This window comes from Halomonas sp. KG2 (assembly GCA_030440445.1).
GTDB lineage: Bacteria > Pseudomonadota > Gammaproteobacteria > Pseudomonadales > Halomonadaceae > Vreelandella.
On record CP098528.1, the window covers coordinates 1,416,416 to 1,438,333 of the forward strand.

Consider the following 21,918-nt stretch of genomic DNA (forward strand, 5'->3'; position numbering starts at 1 on the left):
TAACGCCCATGTCTGGCAATACCTTTGGCAAGCTATTTACCGTTACCACGTTTGGTGAGAGCCACGGCCCTGCTTTAGGCGCTATTGTTGATGGTTGCCCACCTGGCATACCGATCAGTGAAGCAGACTTGCAGCTTGATCTAGATCGCCGCCGTCCAGGTAGCTCTCGACACACCACTCAGCGTAAAGAGCCGGATCAGGTGCGGATTCTTTCTGGCGTGTTTGAAGGCAAAACCACGGGCACGTCGATTGGTTTATTGATCGAGAACACCGACCAGCGCTCCAAAGACTACTCTAAAATCAAAGATCAATTCCGTCCTGCCCACGCTGACTATACTTATCATCATAAGTATGGCCACCGCGATTATCGGGGCGGCGGTCGTTCTAGCGCGCGAGAAACAGCAATGCGTGTTGCTGCTGGCGCTATTGCCAAGCAGGTACTGGCCGCGCAAGGGATTCAGATTCGCGGTTATATGAGCCAGTTGGGGCCCATTAAAATCGAATTCAAAACCTGGGATGCGGTAGGCGAAAATGCCTTTTTCTGTCCTGACTCGGACAAAGTGGCCGAACTTGAAGCCTATATGGACCAGCTGCGCCGGGATCAAGATTCCGTAGGCGCTGAAATAACCGTGATTGCCGACGGTGTGCCGGTCGGGTTAGGCGAGCCAGTCTTCGACCGTTTAGATGCTGATCTGGCGCATGGTTTGATGAGCATCAATGCGGTAAAAGGGATAGAAATCGGCGCCGGATTTGGTTGCATTGCTCAGCGTGGCAGCGAGCACCGTGACGAGATGACGCCCGAAGGGTTTCTATCTAATCACGCGGGCGGGGTGTTGGGCGGAATCTCCAGTGGCCAACCGATCGTCGCGCGATTAGCGTTGAAGCCAACGTCAAGTATTACCACGCCTGGGCGATCAATTGATATACATGGTCAGCCAGTTGAGGTAATAACGAAAGGCCGCCATGACCCGTGTGTCGGTATCCGTGCGACGCCTATCGCTGAGGCGATGATGGCAATCACACTGCTAGATCATTGGCTACGTCATCGTGGACAAAATGGAGATGTTAGCGTTGACACGCCACGTTTAGAACAACAATAACAGCACGGTGCGCCTCGCGTAACGCTGCTACACTCTAGGAAGATGGTTAAGGAGTCGCCTATGAAGATCAATGTTGAATTTGACCTGACGCCGGATGAGTTTCGCCAATCACTAGGGCTGCCGGACGTTGAGGCGTTTCAGCAAAGCCTGCTGGAAAATATTCAGCGGCAAATGGAGTCAGGGGAGGATGGCTATGACCCTATGAATCTAATGCGTCCTTTCCTGCAGCAGCCGATGATGCAACAAGGTCTCTCCCAAGGGTTAGCTAACTTTGGCACGTATCAACAGATGATGTTGGACATGTTGCGCAAAGCGGGTTCCTCCGGCAGCGGTGCCGAACAGGATGACGGCACAGATCAAGGCGAGTCTCAAGAGGCTGCTAAGCCAGCAGCGTCAGGTAGAAGCGCATCAAGTGCGAGAAGCTCCAAAGCGAAAGCGACGGCTTCTTCGCGTTCTCGCACTAAAGGGTAGAACTGTCATGTGAAATGTGTAGCGTTGTTGAGCGAGCTGCTAAGAATGTTGCAAAGCAGCATTGCAGCGTTTACTCTTTTTGCAGTGCAGCAATTTTGCCATGTGATGAGCCACTCCAGGCTCATGCCAAGGAACGAGAGACAGGAGCAGACACTATGCAAGATAAAATGATGGACGCCTTTAGTACCCAAACCCGCCAAATGTTTGAGCCAATGCGTAAGATGAACTCGCTGATGCTCAACAACATGGAAAAAATGACCCAGTATCAGCTGGAAGCAATGAAACGCTACAGCCAGATGGGCACCGAGCGCATTCGTAGCGCGACGGAAATTGACGATGCAGAGAGCCTGCGTGATTTTGGCACCAAACAAGCCGAAATGATGAACGAGCTTTCTCAGCAAATGCAGGAAGATGCCCGTGTCATGGGTGAGATGAGCTTGCAATTCAAATCCGAAATGGAAAAGCTGTTCAGCGAAGCTGGGCAGAAAATGAGCGAGCAAGCCACCTCTGCCACGAAAAGCGAACAGCCTGCGAAAGCGACTAGCCAGTCTTCACGTAAAAGCTAAACGCAACTATGTTCGCGGCGCCTTCAAGGCGCCGCGTTCTTTTGGATGATGTGCCTGGGCAGAGAATGCCAAGCAGGTGAGGGGAGAGTGAGTATGCTGTCAGGGTGGAAAATGCCGTCTCAAGGTGTTTCTCAAGAAGAGCTTGAAGCATGGAAAGTGCAGCTAAGCGATGTCGGTGAACAGTACAAAGGCCTGCTTGAGGATTTACTGTCACGGATAGCCCCCAGCGAAGCTGCTGACTCCGTCTACAGTGATATGCGCGAAAGCTTTGAAGCCGCCGCGCAATCGCTCATGAGTAACCCTAACCTGTTGTGGCAAACCCAATCGCGCCTTATGCAAGATCAGTGGCTGCTTTGGCAACAGGGTGTGCGCGCTATGTCTGGTGAGCAGGTGACGCCATTGATCACACCTGCTAAAGGCGATCGCCGCTTTAAAGATGAAGCCTGGACGCAAGAGCCTTACTACTTGGCGATTATGCAGCAGTATCTGCTGTTTTCGCAGATGGTAGAGGAACTCATAGAAGACCTGGATGGCCTAGACCCAACGCAAAAGCGCAATCTGGCGTTTTATGCTCGGCAGTTGGTAAACGCCATGTCGCCGACTAACTTCGTGTCGACTAATCCCGAAGTGATGCGCTGTACGTTGGAAACTCGCGGGCAGAACTTGGTGGATGGTTTGACGCGTCTGCGAGAAGACCTGGCGAACTCAGCCGAAGGTATCAATGTACGCATGACCGATCGAAGTGCCTTTGGTATTGGCGATAACATTGCGGTTACCCCGGGTGCTGTAGTGTATGAAAATGAGCTGATTCAGCTGATTCAATACGCCCCCACTACGGAAAAAACCTTTAAAACGCCACTGCTGATCGTGCCCCCATGGATCAATAAGTATTACATTCTCGACCTGCGAGAAGACAATTCGCTGGTTAAGTGGATGGTGGATCAAGGGCATAGCGTATTTTTAATCTCCTGGCGTAACCCTGGACCAGAACAGCGTGACATCACCTGGGCTGATTACATGCAAATGGGCCCCATTAGCGCGATGGAGGCCATTGAGCAAGCCTGTGGCGAGAAGTCGGTCAACCTGTTGAGCTACTGTGTGGGCGGGACACTAACCGCTTCAACGGTCGCTTATCTGACAAGTACGCGGCGTGGTCGCAAGGTGAAGTCCGTTACCTACATGGCGACGTTGCAAGATTTCCGCGATCCCGGTGATATTGGCGTATTCCTTAACGAGCGCGTGGTTGAGGGAATCGAAAACACGCTAGCAGTGAAGGGGTATTTGGATGGCCGTTCAATGGCCTATACCTTTAATTTATTGCGTGAGAATGATCTCTTCTGGTCGTTCTACATCAATAATTATCTGAAAGGCGAAACGCCCGCAGCGTTTGACCTGTTGTATTGGAATACCGATGGCACAAACCTGGCAGCAGGTACGCATGCGTGGTATCTGCGCCATATGTACTTGGAAAATCGCTTGGTCGAGCCGGGTGGCATTGAGTTGGACGAGGTGAAGATTGACCTTCGTAAAATATCGGCCCCCTGCTATTTCGTATCGACGAAAGAAGATCACATCGCGAAGTGGAACAGTACGTATTATGGTGCGCTGTTGCCCAAAGGGCCGGTGACGTTTGTGTTGGGTGGTTCTGGCCATATTGCGGGCATTGTGAACCCTCCTCATAAGAATAAATACGGCTATTGGACCAACGATGCGCTGCCCGAAACGCATGATGCGTGGCAAGAAGGCTCGACCTTTAATGAAGGTTCCTGGTGGCCGCATTGGCAGGCCTGGGTAACGGAGAACGGCTATGCAGATCCTGATCCGGAAAAAATGGTGCCCGCGCGTCAGCCTGGAGAAGGTGGGCTAAATGTTATTGAAAGCGCTCCTGGTCGCTATGTGAAAATGACGATTCCCGAAGTGCTGGGCGAACTCCCTACCACGGAATGATTCTCCTCCACGGAATGACGGGTTGATGAAAAACCGTTACGTTTATCTTTACACTAACGGCAACGTTTAGAGTGGTAGAAAATGGCGGTGTGTCTCGTTGGAGTTGACCGATCGAGGCATCACCGCCATTTGCGTCTCTACTATTAGTACTCCTTCTGTTAGTAGCCTTTATTCGTCCCTTTCAGCAATGTCACTGCAATGAGCTTGTCGTGGGCTTGGCTGGCGTTGCTGCCAAGCGAGCCACCAAAGCCATCCGCCATACAGAACGCATAATCCAACCAGTACGCTAACTTCCCGCCCGATGCTGAGCAGTGGAGCCCCCATTTGGTTAATCGCCAAAAAACCTTGTATGCCAGGTTTTACAGGAATCAGCAGGGTTAGGGTATCTAACCACTTGGGCAAGCTCTCTGCGGGCCAAGCAAACCCAGCGGTGAAGACGATCGGTAGTGACGAGAGGAGCACCAGGACAGTGGGAAGCTCTGGTCGCGGAAGCAGGTAGCCAAGCCAAATGGCGAACAGCGTGGCGCTCATGAAAAATAGCACGCTGAAGACCAGTAATTCACTAGGTGCTGCAACATGGGGGACACCATAAAGCTGAAAGAAAAAGCCAAAATAGAGCATGGCAAATAATAGGTAGATAAGCATAAAAGTGACAAGTCGAAGCGGCAGTGCTAATGCAAGCGATGGCGCGGTTTGCCCCAGGCGCCTGCGTGCACGATCTTTGATGGTTACGCTGCCCGCGGCAATTAGCAGCGTCTGGTGCAGAATTAATACGAAGACAGCAGGCACAATGTAATTGATGTAGCCAGAGGTGGGGTTGAATACGGGTTTGGTAGTGATTCGCATAGGCATGATTTGACCGGGAATCTGAGCAGGGTTTTCCCCTTTCATTAAGCTACCAACAATTTGTGTTTGTACACTGAGCGTCGTCGCGGCAGTCAGCAAGCCCTCGACAACATTGCCGTAAATTAGAAAGTAACTGGCGTCCCCAGCGAAAGACAGGCTGGTAGGGCGGCCTAAATAAACATCGCGCTCGAAGCCAGACGGAATAATCAGGAGCCCATGAACCTCATCATTGGCCAGTAAGGCTTCTGCTTCCGCCATGCTGGAAGGCTGGGCGGCGACTCTAATTTGGGGAGCCGCATCTGCCATGCGGATAAGTTGCCGCGCTAGATGAGTGTGGTCATGATTCACCACCGCCACCGCTTGCTCTCCCGGCACACTCTTATGATAGGGAAGAGGGTAAAGAACGGCATAAAACAGTAAGCCGCCAACAATAACGAGCAGTACGGCCCGGTCAGCAAATATATTCGCAATCTCTACCTGCCACGCTTGCCAACACCGTTGCCAGGCACTCATTAGGACACCTGCTCGGCAGGGTTGATGTTTAACTGTCTTGGTAAGGCATGAATGGCTAAGGGGAGTGGCAGCAGAAACAGCAGCAATATCAATAAGGGCGGTAGCAGAGTAGCCAGCGGTGCTCCGTGGTCAGCCACTGCTACCTGGAGTTCAATATAGTGTGTGGATGGCATTAAGTTACCCCAGACCCGTGCCAGCATATTCATGTCGCCTCTTGGGAAGGTAATTCCCATAAAGGCAAAGGCTGGCGCTAGATAGGCGGCGCAAAGGCTTAGTGCGCGTACTTTGTTGGCAACCGCGGAGAGAATCAGCGTAGCCATACTTTGTACGGCCAGTACCATCAGTGCCATTCCGGCCACTAACCAAGCAAGACTGTCCTCTGACGACCAACCGAGAAAGTAACTATACAGGCCCAGCATTAATACTCCCTGAAGCCAAAGCAGCAACGAAATAGGCGTCAGTAGTTGCCAAAGTGCGGTACTTCTAGCGGAGAAAGTGGCTGGTAAAGGGGCTTTTTCGAGCCGCCAGCAAAGCGTAAGCAGCGTGGCGACAACAATCACAATTTGCCAAAGTGCGGGCGTGATCGTGGTGACTAAAAAGCGGGCATAGCTCATGCCAGAGTTATAAAGGGAGGTGATTTGTGGCCGCACGGGAGCCGCTGCGGCTACTGCTTGTGGTAACGCATAACCTTGACCAAGCCGCAATGCGACACCTGCTTCGGCGGCGAAAGTCATACCTGATTGAGTTAACGCGGAGGAAATGAATTTTCCGGCCAGCAGGTATTGGCTATTGTAGAACGCGACGACTTCAGGGCTGAGAGAGAGACGTAAGTCGCGGCCAAAGTCACGTGGAATGATCAAGAGTGCTAAGACGTCACCATGCTGTAGCGCTTCGGCCCCTTCGCTCGCCGAAGGGTAAGGGTTAAGCATATCTAACGCTGGGCTGGCATCTAAATAACGCTGTAGCGAACGGGATTCAGCGGTATGGTCTAAATCGACTACGCCCACGGGCAGCGATTGAGGGGTGCCCATTTCAAATACGGCAATAAATAACAGCGTCATTAATGGGGGCAGCCATCCTGCCAAGGCTAGCAGCCAAGGCTGATTGCGCAGCGCCTGCCAGCCATTCAGCCTAGTCGGTTCCATGTTGGCTACCTGACCGCGCATCCTCAGACGGTAAATCAAGCAATACACTCATGCCTGCCCTTAGGCCAGGTACTGGCTCGACCGGGTGCATTTCCACTTCAAACGTGCGCATATCAAAGCCGCGCCCGGGCACCGTGGCACGCCAAGTAGCAAAGTCGCCCAACGCTGCGATGTGGCTGACTCGAAAGCGTGCCTGTTGGCCAAGAGAGGGAATATCCAGATCGAACTCGGTTCCTTGCGAAAAATGCTGTAGCAGGTCTTCGCGCACATTAAAGAGTGCCCATGCCTCATCTAAATCAGTAATCATGACCACTGGGAAACCCTGGGGTACCAGTTCACCTGTATTTAGTAAGACATTGCTGATGATGCCTTGATGATGGGCAAACGCCATTGAGTCTTCAAGCAGTTCGTTGATCTCGTCGCGCAGGCTGGTGGTCATCTCTTCGCCAGCACGGCTAGCGGTGCGTGCTTCTTCGCGAGGGCCAGCCTCTGCTAATCTAAGCACTTCCGCTGCGGTTACCCGCGTCTGTTCCGCTACCCGTAGCAGTGTAAAGGCTTCATCTAGTCGTTGGCGTGCCACAACGCCTTGCTCTGCTAGTACGCGAGTACGTTCATAGGTTGTTCGTGCCATGGTTTCTGCAGCCTGGGCTTTCTGAAACTCACTGCGAGCAGCCGCAATTTTTTCTTCCCGAGTTCCGCCTTCCACCGCTTGTGCCAGCGAGCGGCTGATCGTATCGAGGGCATCGACCTGAGTGAGTTTTGCCTCAAGTTCAGGACTATCAATACGGAATACCCGGTCACCGACATTGACGCTATCTCCGCGCCGTACGTCAATCTCTGCAAGCCGACCAGGGACTTTTGAAGACACCATATACTGTCGAGCTTCTATCTGACCCTGTAAGCGAAGAGGGGGTGTGCTATAGGTGTGCCAAAAAACAACGGATACGGCGATGGCGATCCCTGCCAATATGGCCAGGATAAGAAATCTGCGCGTGGTCACGGAATTGGATCCCCCTCGCTAAGGTAAGCAAACAGTGCTTCTTGTTGACCTGTAATACTGAGTAACTGGGTAAGTGACATGACGAACCGGAAGGCGGCAGCATCACGGCGCGTGTGGGTCGTGGATAGAAAGGTTTGGGCATCAATCACATCGAGCGCTCGACCAACCCCTTCTGAGAAAGCCAGTGTTTGCAGGCGCAGGCTCTCTTCTGCCAACGCCACTGTACTTGCGAGGTCGTTATACTCTTCAAGCGCTTGGTTCGCTTCACGGTAGTGTTGGTCAAGCAGCAATTCCAGCTTGCGGGAAGCGGCCTGCTGGCGATAGCGTAATTCCGAAACAGTGCTCACCGCTGCCTGTACTTTGCCACTCCGTCCGCTACGGTCTACCAGTGGCATGCTGACGCCAACGCCAACTAGCCAGTCTGGTGTGAGATCGCTTGCTAAAGAGTCGTCTTCATAAAGGTTGTAGCTGCCAAACATGAAAACATTGGGATGATAAAGTCCACGGCTTGCCTCAACCACGCTTTCAGCCTGTGCCTGGGTATTAGCTAATAGCCTGAGAGCAGGATGGTCGGATAGCCCTGGTTGAAAATGCCCAATCGGCGGCAGCGACGCAAGCGTAAACAGGGGAGACGTAGGCGTTGGGCCCGATGAGTGACCTCCTAAGCTAGATCCAGAAGGTGCATGGTGCACCAACGACGCTAATGCTTGCTGGGCGCTATCACGCTGTTCGCGAATAGCGCGGGTAGTGATGCGTGAACGGTCATAGGCTGCTTCGGCGGCTAAGCGTTCTACCCGGGCAATTTGATACTGGTCTTCAAGTGCACGAGCAGAGCGGTAATGCTGAGCAAGGGTGTCTTCAGCTTGCTGTTGAGTCGCCAGCGCCCGCTCTGCCATGACTAGTCCGTAATAAGCGGTTACTAGATCCATGAAACGGACGCGGTAGACCTCTTCAAGTAGCAGGGAGGCTTCCCGCTCTTCCAGAGTTAATAGTTCCCGCGCAGAGCTGATTTTGCCCCCCGTATAGAGCGGCCAAAACATCGCTAACGAGCTTCTGGCAACATTGCGGTTAGTGACTGGTGTACGAAATGCATTGGGACCACCAATAAGGTCAACTAACAGTTGGCCAGGCAAAGAGTCAGCTACGCTGCTAAGCGGATTAAGCGGATTAAGCGCAAGTGCGTCTACTTCAATTGGGTTATCGAGATGGGTATAAGAGCCTAACAGGTCTATTTGAGGCAGCAGTAAATTATCGCGGGTGGAAAGCAGTGCAGCGGCGCGTTGTTGGGCGGCTTGGCCTGCTGCAACATCATCGTCTTGGCTGCGCAGTTGTTGCCAAGCGTCTTCTAGTGCGAGTGGTTGTGCTTGAGCAGATTGGCTGGGTGACGCTGTGGCTATCACAAGTAGTAATGCCCATAAAAAAATGCCCGAGCTTTTCACAACTCATCACCTCATTTGTTGTTTATTAAAAATGTTAAACCACAATGTAGGTGTTAAGCACAATAAATGAAAAAAGTTTATCGGAAATTCGTTGGTTTTTCGTTGATCATCGCCAAAAGCGTTAGTGATCTATGTTAGCTGGCTAGCATTCATTGCAAGTTTTCAATAAAGCGACTGTTATGAAATTGCCTGTTGGGTAATTTGAGATATATTAAGTAGTGTTAATTTGAATAAATTTGACTTGGTCTTCTGGATTTAAGTCTTGAAAAGTTGCTTGTACTTCTTACTGCTAATCGAGGCTCTAGCCATGCCCCCGAGTGCCCGTTCTTTATTTTCGCCAGTGTTAACAGATGCCCACGTTCATCATAGCCACGGGGCATGCTGTTGTGGGTCGCCGATATTGCAACGCTTTCATGAACGGGTGATGGCAGAGATAACCCGTCGCCAAATGCTTGGGGGAACAGCGGCGGTGATGGCGCTCTTCGCAGGTTTACATGTGCCGTTTGCCGTTGGGCAGCAACCAAAGGCCCATGTTGGGCCACTGCTGTTAACCAATTTTAAGCTGTTTGATGGGAACGGAGGCCCACTGCGTGATGGCGTGTCAATCAGGGTAGAAGATGGCCGTATCGGCGCTATTCTGGACGGTAGTGGAGAGGTGGAAGGTATTGATGTCATTGATTGCGGCGGTCGTGTATTGATGCCCGGTTTGATTGATGCCCACTGGCACACCACCTTAGCGGCCATCTCCCAGATGGAAGCCATGACTGCTGATATTGGCTATGTGCATTTGGTGGCAGCCAGAGAAGCAGAGCGAACCTTAATGCGTGGTGTGACTTCAGTTAGGGATGTGGGGGGGCCATCGTTTGCATTAAAGCGTGCTATTGATGAAGGTATTGTGAATGGTCCTAGGATATTTCCCGCAGGGGCGATGATTTCTCAAACATCGGGCCACGGTGATTTTAGAATGCGCCATGACATACCTCGTGGCAGCACAACACCGCTAAGTGAAGCAGAGCGTCAGGGCGTTGCAGTAATTGCGGATGGTGAGGCTGAAGTGCTTCGACGCACGCGTGAGCAACTGATGCTAGGGGCTTCTCAGATCAAGTTGATGGCAGGCGGTGGAGTAGCCTCGCTTTATGACCCGTTAGATAGCACCCAGTTTATGGAACGAGAGCTACGCGCAGCGGTTGAGGCTGCCGATGATTGGGGCACCTATGTGATGGTGCATGTCTATACGCCCCGCGGCATACAGCGCGCTCTGCGGGCTGGTGTTAAGTCGATTGAGCATGGCCAATTAGCCGATGAAGAATCGGTAAGAATGATGGCTGGAGAGGGGGCGTGGTGGAGCCTTCAGCCTTTCCTGCAAGATGAAGATGCCAACGTTTATCCTGATGCCGCGCGCCGAGAGTCTCAGCGCCAAGTGGCTGAAGGCACCGTTCGCGCTTATGAAATGGCACAGCGGTTTAATGTGAAAACTGCCTGGGGGACAGACATTCTCTTTAGCCCTAAAAACACTCCGAATCAACTGCGGCATTTGGCAAAATTAACGCGCTTTTATGATCCGCTAACAGTGTTGGCAATGGCAACGGGGCATAACGGTGATTTGTTGTCACTTTCAGGTCCTCGCAATCCCTATCCTGGTGTACTTGGGCGAATTGAGCCGGGTGCTCTAGCCGATCTATTAGTCGTAGATGGCGATCCAAGTCGCGATCTAGATTTTCTAAACGATCCAGAGAGCAATCTGCGAATGATTATGAAAGGTGGGCGAATTTATAAAGAGCAGCTATAAAAAACGCTGAATATAATTTTAAAAGTTTTCTGTTAAAGCGATATTTTATTACTTGGTGATAAGTGCCTGAATAACATTAAGCGGGCACTGATCATAGGTAACCACGGGCTCGATAGTATCTACATTCTTGCAGCGTATGCATAAGCACTTGGCTACTCGGATGTTGTGGGAGGGAGCTTTAGCTCTGGTTCGACACTTCGACGATGATTCAACTGATTTGCATGGCTTAGCAAGGGCGGCTACACCGCCCTTGCCCACTGGAAACGGCCTTCTTGGTTTTAACGCTTGCGCATCAAGCCAGGTAACAGTAGCAGGCCAGCGAATAGCCATGCAGGCCAACTACCTGTGCGGGTAAACGGAGTTGCCCCTTCCATGGCGTAAAATTCGCCAATAAGGTAGGTAGTTTCAAATTGCGCTGCGCTATCTACCAGCTCGCCACGGGGATTAATAATCGCGGTAATGCCGTTGCTAGTAGCGCGCACGACATAGCGACCATTCTCTAGCGCGCGCAGGCGGGCCATTTGTAAGTGTTGGTGTGGGCCAATGGAAGCGCCAAACCAAGTGTCATTAGATACCGTTACAATCACGTCGCTGTCTGCTGCACGGCGTGCCACCAATTGTGGGTAGATAATTTCATAGCAAATAGCGTTGCCAATGGTCACGCCGGCGGCCTGCATGGGTGTTTGTTCGGAGGCGCCTTTAGAAAAACTCGACATTGGTAGATCAAAGAAGTCGATAGCACCCCGTAACACACTTTCAAGCGGCAAGTATTCGCCAAACGGCACGAGGTGCTCTTTTTGGTAATTGCCCTCTACGTTGCCAACACCAATCACGCTATTGAAATAACGGTTGTCCTCGTCGAGTTGGACAATGCCGGTTAATAGCGCGGTGCTTGGCGGTAAGTTGGCTTGTACGCGCTCTAACACCGGGCGAGCTTGATTATCGATCATTGGCAGGGCGGTCTCGGGCCACAGGATGAGATCGGCATCATCCGCGACACGGCGGGTTAAATCGCTATAGGTATTTGCCGCTACGCGCTGGCCTTCGGGGGTCCACTTTAATAGCTGGGGCAGATTGCCCTGGAGTAGCGCAACGCGCGTGGGCTCGCTTGCTGGTGTCGTCCAGAGTGTGGGCAGTGCCAACGGAACGAGCCAAATAGCGGCTAATGGCAGCGCTGCCCACCATTGGCGTCGCAGCAGTTCAGCGCCTAAGGTGCCCGTGAGCACTACCAGTAAGGAAAGCAAATAAACGCCGCCTACGGGTGCCCAGTTGGCCAGCGGTGAATCTACATAGCTGGAGCCAACCAGTAGCCACGGAAAGCCGGTAAACAGATAAGTGCGCAGTACTTCCCCCAGTACCCATGCCCCTGCAAAGCTAGCCAATGCCCAGCGCGGGCTGCAAAAACGTCGATAAAGCCAAAACGTGCCTGCAAAAAAGAGTGCTAATACGGATACAAACAGAGCGGTCAGAAATACCGCCAGGGGAACGCCGGTATAGCCGTAGTCGTGAATGGATACATATACCCAAGAAGTGCCGCTGGCGAAGAGCGCTACGCCGTATAGCCAGCCTTTTAGTGCTGCTTGAGCAGGACTTAATGTATGCAGGCCAACATAAAGCAGGCCGATGGCGATGGGCCCTAGCCACCATAATTCAAACGGTGAAGCGGTAAGCGTCGTGAAACCACCGGCCACGAGGGCAGCCAGCAGTTGAAGTGCAAAGGTGGGCGTCAACCCCATGGTGATATCCTATCGGCAGGTTGAGGTGGGCGGTTGACTAGCCGTCGCTGTCGTCGCCGTCGGTAGCATTTTCACCGGCGTCGTCGCGATAAGCTTCCAGCAACCGAATGCGTCGATTATCGGCATTAAGGATGACGAACCGCCAGCCGCCCAGGCTAGTATGTTCGCCACGGCCTGGTAAGTGGCCAAATTGTTGCATCACAAGGCCGCCCACGGTATCGAATTCGTCATCAGAAAATTCGCTGCCAAAGCGTTCGTTGAAGTCTTCAATCGGTGTGAGAGCACGAATGGCGAAGTGGCCATTGTCCAGCGTGCGGATATCATCCTCTTCATCGGTATCATGCTCATCTTCGATATCCCCAACGATCTGCTCCAGAATATCTTCGATAGTAATAATACCCGCCGTGCCGCCGTACTCATCCACCACAATGGCCATGTGATTGTGGGTATCACGGAATTCTTTCAGCAAACTGTTTAAGCGTTTGGACTCGGGAATAAACATTGCCGGGCGTAGCACGTCTTCCAGCTTGAAGGCATCACGGCTTTCTTGCGTTTGAGAGAGCAGGGGGAGCAAATCTTTAACTAGTAAGATGCCTTTTACATCGTCAAGATTCTCGCCAATGACCGGATAGCGGGAGTGCCCTGTTTCTTGAATTAATGGCAAATAGCCATCGCTGGTTTGATCAAGGGTAATGGCCGACACTTGAGAGCGTGGAATCAATATTTCACGCACTTGCTGATCGCTGATTTCAAGAGCGCCTTCAATAATCATAATAGCGTCTTGATCTAGTTTCAGTTTCCCTGCGGTGTGGCGTAAAAACGTCATTAGCTCATCGCGCGAGCTAGGTTCGTCATTGTCTCCGGAAAGGGCGCCAAAGAGTTTCTCGAGCCAGGATTTTTGATTTGAGTTGCTCGATCGGTCTTCGCTCATTGCGTCTAATCTCTCTATTACGTGCAAATAGTGACTTGCAAATAGTTGTGTGCAAACAGTACGTCAAAGCACTACTAAAAAACAGCTATGAAACCTCTGATTAACTACGCTTGGCCATACTGCGTTAAAAATCGCCTCGAACGTGAGTCCGATTCTTTTTTCGTTAATTTTTGCCTTGTCTGGCCTGCGCTCATCACATTAATCAGAGGCTCCCTATGTGAAGATGGCTACAGGTAAACAGTCTGTCGTTTTATCACTGAGTCGGGGGATACACCACCCTAAAAGTAATTATCGATCAGGTTAACAGCTTACTCGTGATACGGGTCAGGAATATCGAGAGTGGCAAGCAGCTCGCGCTCTAACTGCTCCATCTCTTCCGCTTCCTGCTCTTCAATGTGGTCATAGCCCATTAAGTGCAGCGTGCCGTGCACAACCATGTGCGCGTAATGATGCTCAAGAGGCTTCTGCTGTTCACGGGCCTCATGGGCAACGACGGCATGGCAAATAATCAGGTCGCCAAGTAATGGCAAACAGACGCCGGGAGGATTCTCAAAAGGAAACGAGAGCACGTTGGTTGATTTATCATTACCACGATAATCTCGATTGAGTGCTTGGCTTTCTGCTTCATCCACAAAGCGAATCGTCAGCTCTAAGCGCTCATCATCGGGGTGGCGTGAGAAGACACAGCCCACCCAGTGGGTGAGCTGCTCAAGGGTGGGAAGCAACGGCTCATCGATGGCCGCCTGGCGGTCAATCACGATGTTACTCATCGAGGTGCCTCTCCTGCGCGCTCAAGTGCTTGCATGCGGGCTTCACGCTCCTGTTGGCGAGCTTCACGACGAGCGCGTTCTTGCACTTCCTGCTGCGACTCAAACTCGTCATAGGCTTCGATGATTCGCTGAACCAGCGGGTGACGCACAACGTCTTTCGCAGCAAAGTGGGTCACGCCGATACCGGGGGTTTCCTTCAGAACATCCAGCACCTGTGAAAGACCAGAGCGCTGTCCGCGAGGAAGGTCTACCTGGGTAATGTCGCCGGTAATCACTGCTGTTGAGCCAAAGCCAATCCGTGTCAGGAACATCTTCATCTGTTCCGGCGTGGTGTTCTGGCTTTCGTCCAGGATGATGTAGGAGTTATTCAGCGTACGCCCACGCATATAAGCCAGCGGGGCAATTTCGATCACTTGGCGCTCAATGAGCTTAGCGACCTGTTCAAAGCCGATCATCTCGTACAGTGCATCGTAGAGCGGGCGGAGATAAGGGTCGATTTTCTGGGCAAGGTCGCCAGGAAGAAAGCCAAGCTTTTCGCCTGCTTCTACCGCTGGACGAACTAACAGAATGCGTCGCACTTCCTGCTGATTTAGTGCTTCTACCGCCGCGGCAACCGCCAAGTACGTTTTTCCCGTACCGGCAGGCCCAATACCGAAATTGATATCGTGCTCGCGAATGCTTTGTACGTAGCGCTGCTGATTAAGGCCGCGGGGCTTAATCATGGTGCGCGGTGTACGCATAATCACGTCATCGCTGTTGATGTCGCTATCATCCTCTTCTTCTAGCGCTTCTAAGCCAGATTCCTGAAGGAAGAGGTGAACTGTGTCTGCTGCAAGTTCTTCTGCCGCAGTTTCACGGTAAAGGTGCTCAAGCACGTTAGCAGCGGCTTTTATCCGGTTAGCGGCGCCGGCCAGCTGAAACACGTTGCCACGGTTGCGCAACGTCACGTCCAGGCGGCTCTCAATCAGTTTTAGATGCTCGTCCTGTTGGCCGCAGAGGCTAGCGAGACGCTGCGGATCATTGGGTTCAAGGCTTAGGGTGATAATGCGATTGGCCTGAGGTGATGGCTGGCTCAAGAGTAAGAAACCCATTAGTTGATGTATGTGAGACTCAGCTTACTGCCCCGGCGATGCCGGGGCAATTACCTAGGATAAGTGAGCAGTTAATAACGCTCTGGAGAGGCGAGATCGCCGCGCAACGAGTTGGGCAGCGCTTCGGTAATCTCCACGTCTACAAAGTAGCCGATCAGTTCTGTTGGGTTGGCTGCCCGGAAGTTAACCACGCGGTTATTTTCGGTTCGCCCAGAGAGTTGGCCCGGGTCTCGCGGTGAGAAACCGGATACCAGAACGCGCTGGGTAGTGCCTACCATGCGTCGGCTGATCTGCGCTGCCTGCTGCAGAATTCGCTCCTGCAAAATGGCGAGACGCTGTTTTTTGACACTTTCCGGCGTTTCGTCCGGCAGGCCGGAGGCGGGTGTGCCTGGGCGTGCCGAGTAAACAAAGCTGAACGAGTGATCAAAGCCGATGCGATGAATCAGGTCCATCGTTGCTTCGAAATCCTCTTCGGTTTCGCCAGGGAAGCCGATGATAAAGTCAGAAGAGAAGCTAATATCCGGACGGTTGGCGCGGATCCGCTCCATCTTCTCGATGTACTCTTCAGCGGTGTGGCCGCGCTTCATCGCACTTAAAATACGGTCAGAACCTGACTGTACCGGTAAATGTAGGTGGCTCACCAGTTCCGGGATGTCGGCAAACGCATCTACCAGGCTATCCGTAAATTCCACCGGGTGAGAGGTCGTAAAACGCACGCGATCAATGCCATCCACTGCAGCAACGCAGGCGATTAGTTCGGCAAGGTCGATCTCATCGCCTTCGTCATTTTCACCGCGATAAGCGTTCACGTTCTGGCCAAGCAGGTTAATTTCTCGCACCCCTTGATCGGCTAAGTGAATAACTTCATCAATAACTGATTCAAAGGGGCGGGAGACTTCTTCACCGCGGGTATAAGGCACGACGCAGAATGTGCAGTATTTCGAGCAGCCTTCCATGACAGAAACAAACGCGGTTGCGCCATCAGATTTTGGCTGGGGCAGGTGATCGAACTTTTCGATTTCTGGAAAAGTGACATCGACCGCGGCAATCTGATTGTTATTACGCGCGTCCAGCATTTTTGGCACGCGGTGAAGCGTTTGTGGGCCAAAAATCATATCGACAAAAGGCGCGCGCTTACGCAGCGCTTCACCTTCTTGGCTTGCCACACAGCCACCAACACCAATCACGAGGTCTGGATTGGCGTCTTTTAGCTTTTTCCAGCGACCCAATTGATGAAACACCTTGTCCTGCGCTTTTTCGCGAATAGAGCAGGTGTTCAACAAGATAACGTCAGCTTCTTTTTCGTTATCGGTCAATTCCAGCTGGTGAGATTCGCCGAGCAGATCTGCCATCCGCGAGGAGTCGTACTCGTTCATTTGGCAGCCGTGCGTTTTGATAAAGAGCTTCTTCGCCATCGGTACCTGTCATCTATGAGTCGTCGGGGGACGAGGGATGAATGAAAACATGAATGCAATCGTAATGGGCAGTGTAACGTACAGCCATTGAATGGCGGCATTATACGGACACAAGAAACCCGGGGCTAGCCGTTAACCTATAATCGATACTTGACCCGAGCGTTTCTATCAGTATACTACGCACCGTGTTTGAGCAGTTCCTCGATAGCTCAGTTGGTAGAGCAAATGACTGTTAATCATTGGGTCGCAGGTTCGAGTCCTGCTCGAGGAGCCAACATACTGAAGCCTAAAGCAGGTTTTATAGCGCTTTCAGTGGTGGCTTCGCTCTAAACACAGCAGCAAAATGTAATGTTCCTCGATAGCTCAGTTGGTAGAGCAAATGACTGTTAATCATTGGGTCGCAGGTTCGAGTCCTGCTCGAGGAGCCAAATTGCTGTTCTGCTTTAATTACCGCCTACGGTAAACGTTCCCCGATAGCTCAGTTGGTAGAGCAAATGACTGTTAATCATTGGGTCGCAGGTTCGAGTCCTGCTCGGGGAGCCAACGGCCATTCTTGAGACTTCCTGAGAAAGCCAAAAATCATGTGTAACACTCTGAATGACATGATTTTTCACTCCTAGTTGTTCCTTGTTATTCCTTCCAAAACCAGATGCTAAGTGGTATACAGAACGGTATATGCCTCTGTTCGAAGATGCTCAGTATACCATCATGACGCTTACTATCCGGCAAATAAACGCAACTAAACCCAGTACGAAAATTGTCAGCCTTTCTGATGGCCAGGGACTAGAGCTTAGGATCTCGCCTAATGGAAGCCGTGGTTGGCGTTTGCGCTACACACGCCCCAACGGCAAACGCAACATGACCAGCCTTGGCAGTTATCCAGAAGTGAGCCTTGCAGAAGCGCGCGAGAAGCGAACGGAGATAAGGCGGCAGTTAGCTCAGGGTATTGACCCCGTTGAGCAAAAACAGAGTGATAAACGTCAGCAGAAGCGCGCCGCGCAGAACACCTTCAAAGCACTGGCGATAGAGTGGCACGCTTCTATGGTGCCGCGCTGGAAAGAGACTTCTAAGCGCGCCAAAGATAGTATGCGCGTGTTGGAGATCTACGTATTCCCCAAAGTGGGCAATCGTGCCATTGAAAGTATTCTGCCTCTGGAGTGGCTGGAAATACTGCGTGGGCTAGAGGATGCAGAAAAGTTCGAACAGAGACGCCGCCTACATGCTTTTTGCCGTGACATTTACCGCTTCGCTATCATAACGGGAAGGGTTAGCTATAATCCCCTTGCCGACCTAAATACAGCGCTTAAGCCCTATAAGAAGGGCAGCTTTCATCACGTCTCTCAACAAGAGTTACCGGCGCTTGTGCGTGATATTGAAGCGTATGATAAAAGCCCCATGGTGCGCATTGGCTTAAAGCTGTTGTTACTGACCGCTGTGCGCCCTGGTGAACTGCGCTTGGCTGAGTGGACAGAGTTCGACCTACAAGCAGCTATATGGAAGATTCCCGCCGAGCGCATGAAGATGGGCAGGGTGCACCAAGTACCTCTACCTACTCAGGCAGTTGAAGAGTTGCGTTACCTGCATAAGCTAACCGGCCCATTCAAACTACTGTTCCCTGGTCGTAATAACCCCCGTAAGCCGCTATCCGATGCGGCCTTTAACATGGCCCTAAAACGTATGGGCTATGAGGGGCGGCACGTACCCCATGGCACCCGCCATGTAGTGGCCACTGACCTTAAAGAGATGGGCTACCCTAGAGAATGGATAGAGGCTCAGCTATCACACAAGCTGCCGGGGATCGAGGGCATTTATACTCGCGCTGAACACATGGCACCGGATCAGCGGCCTGCCATGATGCAGTTTTGGGGGGATTATCTTTTTAGCAAGAGGCGGAGCGGTGGTTTAGCGTCATGAGAGAGGGCTACGGGGGAGTCCATCAATTTCACTAAGTGCCTCTGCATCACGATTATAGCTTGCTACGGCCTTTGCTACTTATTCGGTGCAGTCGCGGCCGTTACTGTCTGGGTGGTAATCAAATAAGCTGGCACAAGCGGTAGAGAACACGGCTCGTAGGTATAAGTCACTTACGCTCTCATAAGATTCTAGAAGTGAGAGGCTAGGGGCGTAGGCTTGCACAAATGTACTTCAAAATAGCTACGCTCTCATAAGTTTCTAGAAGTGAGAAGCTAGGGGCGTAGGTTTGCACAAATGTACGTCAAAATAGCTACACTCTCATAAGTTTCTAGAAGTGAGAAGCTAGAGGCGTAGGTTTGCACAAATGTACGTCAAAATAGCTACACTCTCATAAGTTTCTAGAAGTGAGAAGCTAGAGGCGTAGGTTTGCACAAATGCACGTCAAAATAGCTACGCTCTCATAAGTTTCTAGAAGTGAGAAGCTAGGGGTGTAGGTTTGCACAAATGCACGTCAAAATAGCTACGCTCTCATAAATTTCTAGAAGTGAGAAGCTAGGGGCGTAGGTTTGCACAAATGTACGTCAAAACAGCTACGCTCTCATAAGTTTCTAGAAGTGAGAAGCTAGGGGCGTAGGTTTGCACAAATGCACGTCAAAATAGCTACGCTCTCATAAGTTTCTAGAAGTGAGAAGCTAGAGGGTAGGTTTGCATAAAATGCACGCCAAGATAGAAACAGCCTCATAGGCTTATAGCAGTGAGAGCCTATCTTTTCCGCTTGTGAATAATGAATAGATCATTATTAGAATGTAAAGGGGGGGTGGTAGGTTTATGATTTTTATATAGAAATATCACAACGTATTTTTAGGCGCATTTGCCAGTTCTCTAGATTGCAATCAAGGAGTTGACTCTCAAAAAAATATAAATATGATATACAAATAGTTGGTGTGAAAAAAATACAGAATTTGAGAGGCAATGGGGATGGAGTTAAATTTAGATGAAGCTGTGAATTATCACTACGATGAATTTCCACCTCAAAAAGTAGATTATGGCAAATTCGTAGACAAGCTTATAAAGGCTACAGATGCAATTGCACGCTATGATCAAATGCTAAAAAATATGCACAATAGCGAAATATTGCTTGCACCATTAAGGAATCAAGAAGCAGTTATTTCCTCTAGAATGGAGGGAACTGTTAGTACTATGGATGAAATATTGCAATATGAAGCTGATCATGAAAATGAGACGGCTAGTACACTTAGTGTAAGGTCTGAAGTTATTGAAACAATACTTTATCAAAGGGCGTTGAAGGCCGCTCAAAAAGCTCTAAATGATGGGTATCCAATTTCTCAGTCGCTGCTTAAAGGGATACACCAACGTCTTTTATCATTTGGCAGAGGGGCATCAAAGTCACCAGGGGAGTTTAAGGTTGAGCAAAATTATTTAGCTGATAGAAATAAAAAGAAAATACTTTTCATTCCCGTTAGCCCGGAGCGGCTGCAGGATGGTTTAGATGTATTGTTCAAGTATATCAATGAAGACCCTAGTCCCACCCTCGTTAAAGCAGCGTTGGCGCATATAGAGTTTGAGGCATTACATCCGTTTAAGGATGGTAATGGAAGAATTGGGAGGATGTTGATAACTTTGATGTTATGGAAGTATGGAACTATTTCAGCACCTCATTTTTACATTAGTGGATACTTTGAGGAAAATAAGGATGAGTACATTGATACGATGAGGAGAGTATCAGAGACAGGGGATTGGGATGAATGGTGTTCTTTTTTTCTAGAGGCGGTAGAGCAACAGGCAATACGGAATTTAACTATTGCTGAAAATATAAGGTTGTTATATGAAGAAATGAAAATATTATTTGCTGAGTTATTGTCTTCAAAATGGAGTGTTACTGCATTAGATTTTGTTTTCACTAACCCTGTTTTTCGTAATAATAAATTTACTTCACAAAGTGGTATTCCTGCAGCTACTGCTGCAAGATTTACTAGAATTATGTTAGATAATGACATAATACGTACAGTTGAGGAGGCATCAGGACGACGGCCAGCAATGTATTCCTTTGAACCTTTGATGAAACTAGTCCGTGTTTAATAGACATGTGTTTTAGTAATAGATAATGATGATTTAGTCGTAGTTTATGTTTAGTTGAAAGCCGCTGCTCCCGCAGCGGCTTTTTGCGTTTGCAAGCCCTAATTTTTTGCCTCGGTGTAAATAGGGCTACTTACACCGAGCGCTGATGGAAAGGTTTTGGCATGGGCGTCAAGCTTAGTCCGGCTATTGGAGCATTTGCTCGGACTGAAAAACGAGGACATAAACCCATGACTGACACCACACACCAACCCACCTTCAAAACGGTGACCAAGATCCCGCTAGGCAATCGCCTGTTGCGCCGTAAAGACGTGGAGCAGAAAACCGGAAAGAGCCGTTCAGCCATTTATGACGGTATTCGCCAGGGCACCTTTCCCGCCCCGGTGCCCATCGGCGGTAAGAGCGTGGCGTGGCTTGAAGAGGAGGTGGATAGCTGGATTGCCCACTGCCTGGAGGAGCGCAAGCGCCATCGCCTGGAAAACTGCCCTACACCGCTACGCATGACTACCCAACCGCAGGAGCAACGCGCATGAACCAGTTTGAAGTCACCATTAACGGCACCACGCTGAAACTGACTGCTGAGGATGTGGCGGCCATGTCTACCGCCATGATGGACGCAATGCGTACCCCCAGCGAGAAAACCTTTCGTAGGGGCTCTACAGGAAACATATTCGCCAAGTTGGTGAATAACCAGAGTGGAAGTGCCCAACGTTTCAGCAAGCAATCCTCTATGGGCATCGTCGAAACCGACTGCTAACCCCCTAAACCCTTTCCGCAAGCGGTAACGCTGCTGGGCTAATGCTCAGCGGGTAGGGGGAAGTTTTGCCCAAAAAACGAAAAAGGCTCCAAAGCTGGGGGAGCGATGGAGCCAAAGCGAAGCAATATGAAAGGGATCACATGAAGCGTATCAAATTAAGCGTCATTTGCTGCCTCAAAAGCTTGCGAGGAACACTCGGGAATGCTTATCATGTCTGTGCCGTAGCAAAATCTACGGTCGGGCGTAGGAACCCGAGTTCAAATAGGCGCTACAGCGCCCCTACCATTGCAGGCGCTTTTTTTCCGCCTGTAGTGTGTCGTTATGGCGGCTGTACGTGGGCACGTTTCGGCGTGGCCGGTTTCCTATTTGACCGGTTTCCTACCCCGCGTAC

18 protein-coding genes and 3 tRNA genes are annotated in these 21,918 nt (G+C 50.8%); 12 read left to right on the plus strand and 9 right to left on the minus strand.

Annotated features, from left to right (window positions below):
• The first annotated feature begins 8 nt into the window (after positions 1-8).
• The 4 genes from aroC (at position 9) to phaC (ending at position 4,084) form a co-directional block, all read left to right on the plus strand.
• On the plus strand, positions 9-1,100 hold the full coding sequence (gene aroC, locus NDQ72_06550; GenBank protein ID WKD29599.1) for a chorismate synthase: 1,092 nt from the start codon (positions 9-11) through the stop codon (positions 1,098-1,100).
• A gap of 60 nt (positions 1,101-1,160) precedes the next feature.
• Entirely contained in the window at positions 1,161-1,571 is a 411-nt protein-coding gene (locus tag NDQ72_06555) for a hypothetical protein (GenBank protein WKD29600.1), read from the plus strand.
• 155 nt (positions 1,572-1,726) lie between these two features.
• Positions 1,727-2,137 (plus strand): phasin family protein, encoded by a 411-nt coding sequence (locus NDQ72_06560; GenBank protein ID WKD29601.1) that lies wholly within the window; start codon positions 1,727-1,729, stop codon positions 2,135-2,137.
• Positions 2,138-2,230: 93 nt separating this feature from the next.
• A complete protein-coding gene (phaC, locus tag NDQ72_06565; protein WKD29602.1) occupies positions 2,231-4,084 on the plus strand; it encodes a class I poly(R)-hydroxyalkanoic acid synthase in 1,854 nt (617 codons plus the stop codon).
• A 168-nt stretch (positions 4,085-4,252) separates the two neighbouring features.
• Here phaC and NDQ72_06570 read toward each other — a convergent pair whose 3' ends face one another.
• From NDQ72_06570 to NDQ72_06585, 4 genes are read right to left on the minus strand one after another with little or no spacing between them, the layout of a single operon-like run.
• A complete protein-coding gene (locus tag NDQ72_06570; protein ID WKD29603.1) occupies positions 4,253-5,443 on the minus strand; it encodes an ABC transporter permease in 1,191 nt (396 codons plus the stop codon).
• Positions 5,443-6,588, minus strand: coding sequence for an ABC transporter permease (locus NDQ72_06575; protein WKD29604.1), 1,146 nt, complete (start codon positions 6,586-6,588; stop codon positions 5,443-5,445). The genes NDQ72_06570 and NDQ72_06575 overlap by 1 nt, the downstream gene beginning before the upstream one ends.
• On the minus strand, positions 6,575-7,588 hold the full coding sequence (locus NDQ72_06580) for a biotin/lipoyl-binding protein (protein ID WKD29605.1): 1,014 nt from the start codon (positions 7,586-7,588) through the stop codon (positions 6,575-6,577). The genes NDQ72_06575 and NDQ72_06580 overlap by 14 nt, the downstream gene beginning before the upstream one ends.
• On the minus strand, positions 7,585-9,027 hold the full coding sequence (locus NDQ72_06585; protein WKD29606.1) for a TolC family protein: 1,443 nt from the start codon (positions 9,025-9,027) through the stop codon (positions 7,585-7,587). Before NDQ72_06585 ends, NDQ72_06580 begins: the two co-directional genes overlap by 4 nt.
• Positions 9,028-9,451: 424 nt before the next feature.
• On the opposite strand from NDQ72_06585, the gene NDQ72_06590 reads away from it, so the two are divergent.
• A complete protein-coding gene (locus tag NDQ72_06590) occupies positions 9,452-10,816 on the plus strand; it encodes an amidohydrolase family protein (protein ID WKD29607.1) in 1,365 nt (454 codons plus the stop codon).
• Positions 10,817-11,094: 278 nt separating this feature from the next.
• On the opposite strand, the gene lnt is transcribed toward NDQ72_06590, so the two are convergent.
• The 5 genes from lnt to miaB form a co-directional block, all read right to left on the minus strand.
• On the minus strand, positions 11,095-12,552 hold the full coding sequence (gene lnt / locus NDQ72_06595; protein WKD29608.1) for an apolipoprotein N-acyltransferase: 1,458 nt from the start codon (positions 12,550-12,552) through the stop codon (positions 11,095-11,097).
• Positions 12,553-12,589: 37 nt separating this feature from the next.
• Positions 12,590-13,483 (minus strand): CBS domain-containing protein, encoded by an 894-nt coding sequence (locus tag NDQ72_06600; protein ID WKD29609.1) that lies wholly within the window; start codon positions 13,481-13,483, stop codon positions 12,590-12,592.
• 308 nt (positions 13,484-13,791) lie between these two features.
• Positions 13,792-14,253, minus strand: coding sequence for an rRNA maturation RNase YbeY (gene ybeY, locus NDQ72_06605; protein WKD29610.1), 462 nt, complete (start codon positions 14,251-14,253; stop codon positions 13,792-13,794).
• Positions 14,250-15,329, minus strand: coding sequence for a PhoH family protein (locus tag NDQ72_06610; protein WKD29611.1), 1,080 nt, complete (start codon positions 15,327-15,329; stop codon positions 14,250-14,252). The genes ybeY and NDQ72_06610 overlap by 4 nt, the downstream gene beginning before the upstream one ends.
• An 86-nt stretch (positions 15,330-15,415) precedes the next feature.
• Entirely contained in the window at positions 15,416-16,759 is a 1,344-nt protein-coding gene (gene miaB, locus NDQ72_06615; GenBank protein WKD29612.1) for a tRNA (N6-isopentenyl adenosine(37)-C2)-methylthiotransferase MiaB, read from the minus strand.
• 198 nt (positions 16,760-16,957) lie between these two features.
• On the opposite strand from miaB, the gene NDQ72_06620 reads away from it, so the two are divergent.
• From NDQ72_06620 to NDQ72_06650, 7 genes are all read left to right on the plus strand, one after another.
• Positions 16,958-17,033: transfer RNA gene (locus NDQ72_06620), tRNA-Asn, on the plus strand.
• Positions 17,034-17,111: 78 nt separating this feature from the next.
• A tRNA-Asn gene (locus NDQ72_06625) sits at positions 17,112-17,187 on the plus strand.
• 39 nt (positions 17,188-17,226) lie between these two features.
• Positions 17,227-17,302: transfer RNA gene (locus tag NDQ72_06630), tRNA-Asn, on the plus strand.
• Between the two features lie 132 nt (positions 17,303-17,434).
• Positions 17,435-18,673, plus strand: a complete 1,239-nt coding sequence (locus NDQ72_06635) for an integrase arm-type DNA-binding domain-containing protein (protein ID WKD29613.1) — start codon at positions 17,435-17,437, stop codon at positions 18,671-18,673.
• A 972-nt stretch (positions 18,674-19,645) separates the two neighbouring features.
• Complete coding sequence (locus NDQ72_06640) at positions 19,646-20,773, plus strand: Fic family protein (GenBank protein ID WKD29614.1); 1,128 nt, start codon at positions 19,646-19,648, stop codon at positions 20,771-20,773.
• Positions 20,774-21,000: 227 nt separating this feature from the next.
• A complete protein-coding gene (locus NDQ72_06645; GenBank protein ID WKD29615.1) occupies positions 21,001-21,303 on the plus strand; it encodes an AlpA family transcriptional regulator in 303 nt (100 codons plus the stop codon).
• Positions 21,300-21,527 (plus strand): hypothetical protein, encoded by a 228-nt coding sequence (locus NDQ72_06650; protein ID WKD29616.1) that lies wholly within the window; start codon positions 21,300-21,302, stop codon positions 21,525-21,527. Before NDQ72_06645 ends, NDQ72_06650 begins: the two co-directional genes overlap by 4 nt.
• The last annotated feature ends 391 nt before the right edge of the window (positions 21,528-21,918 follow it).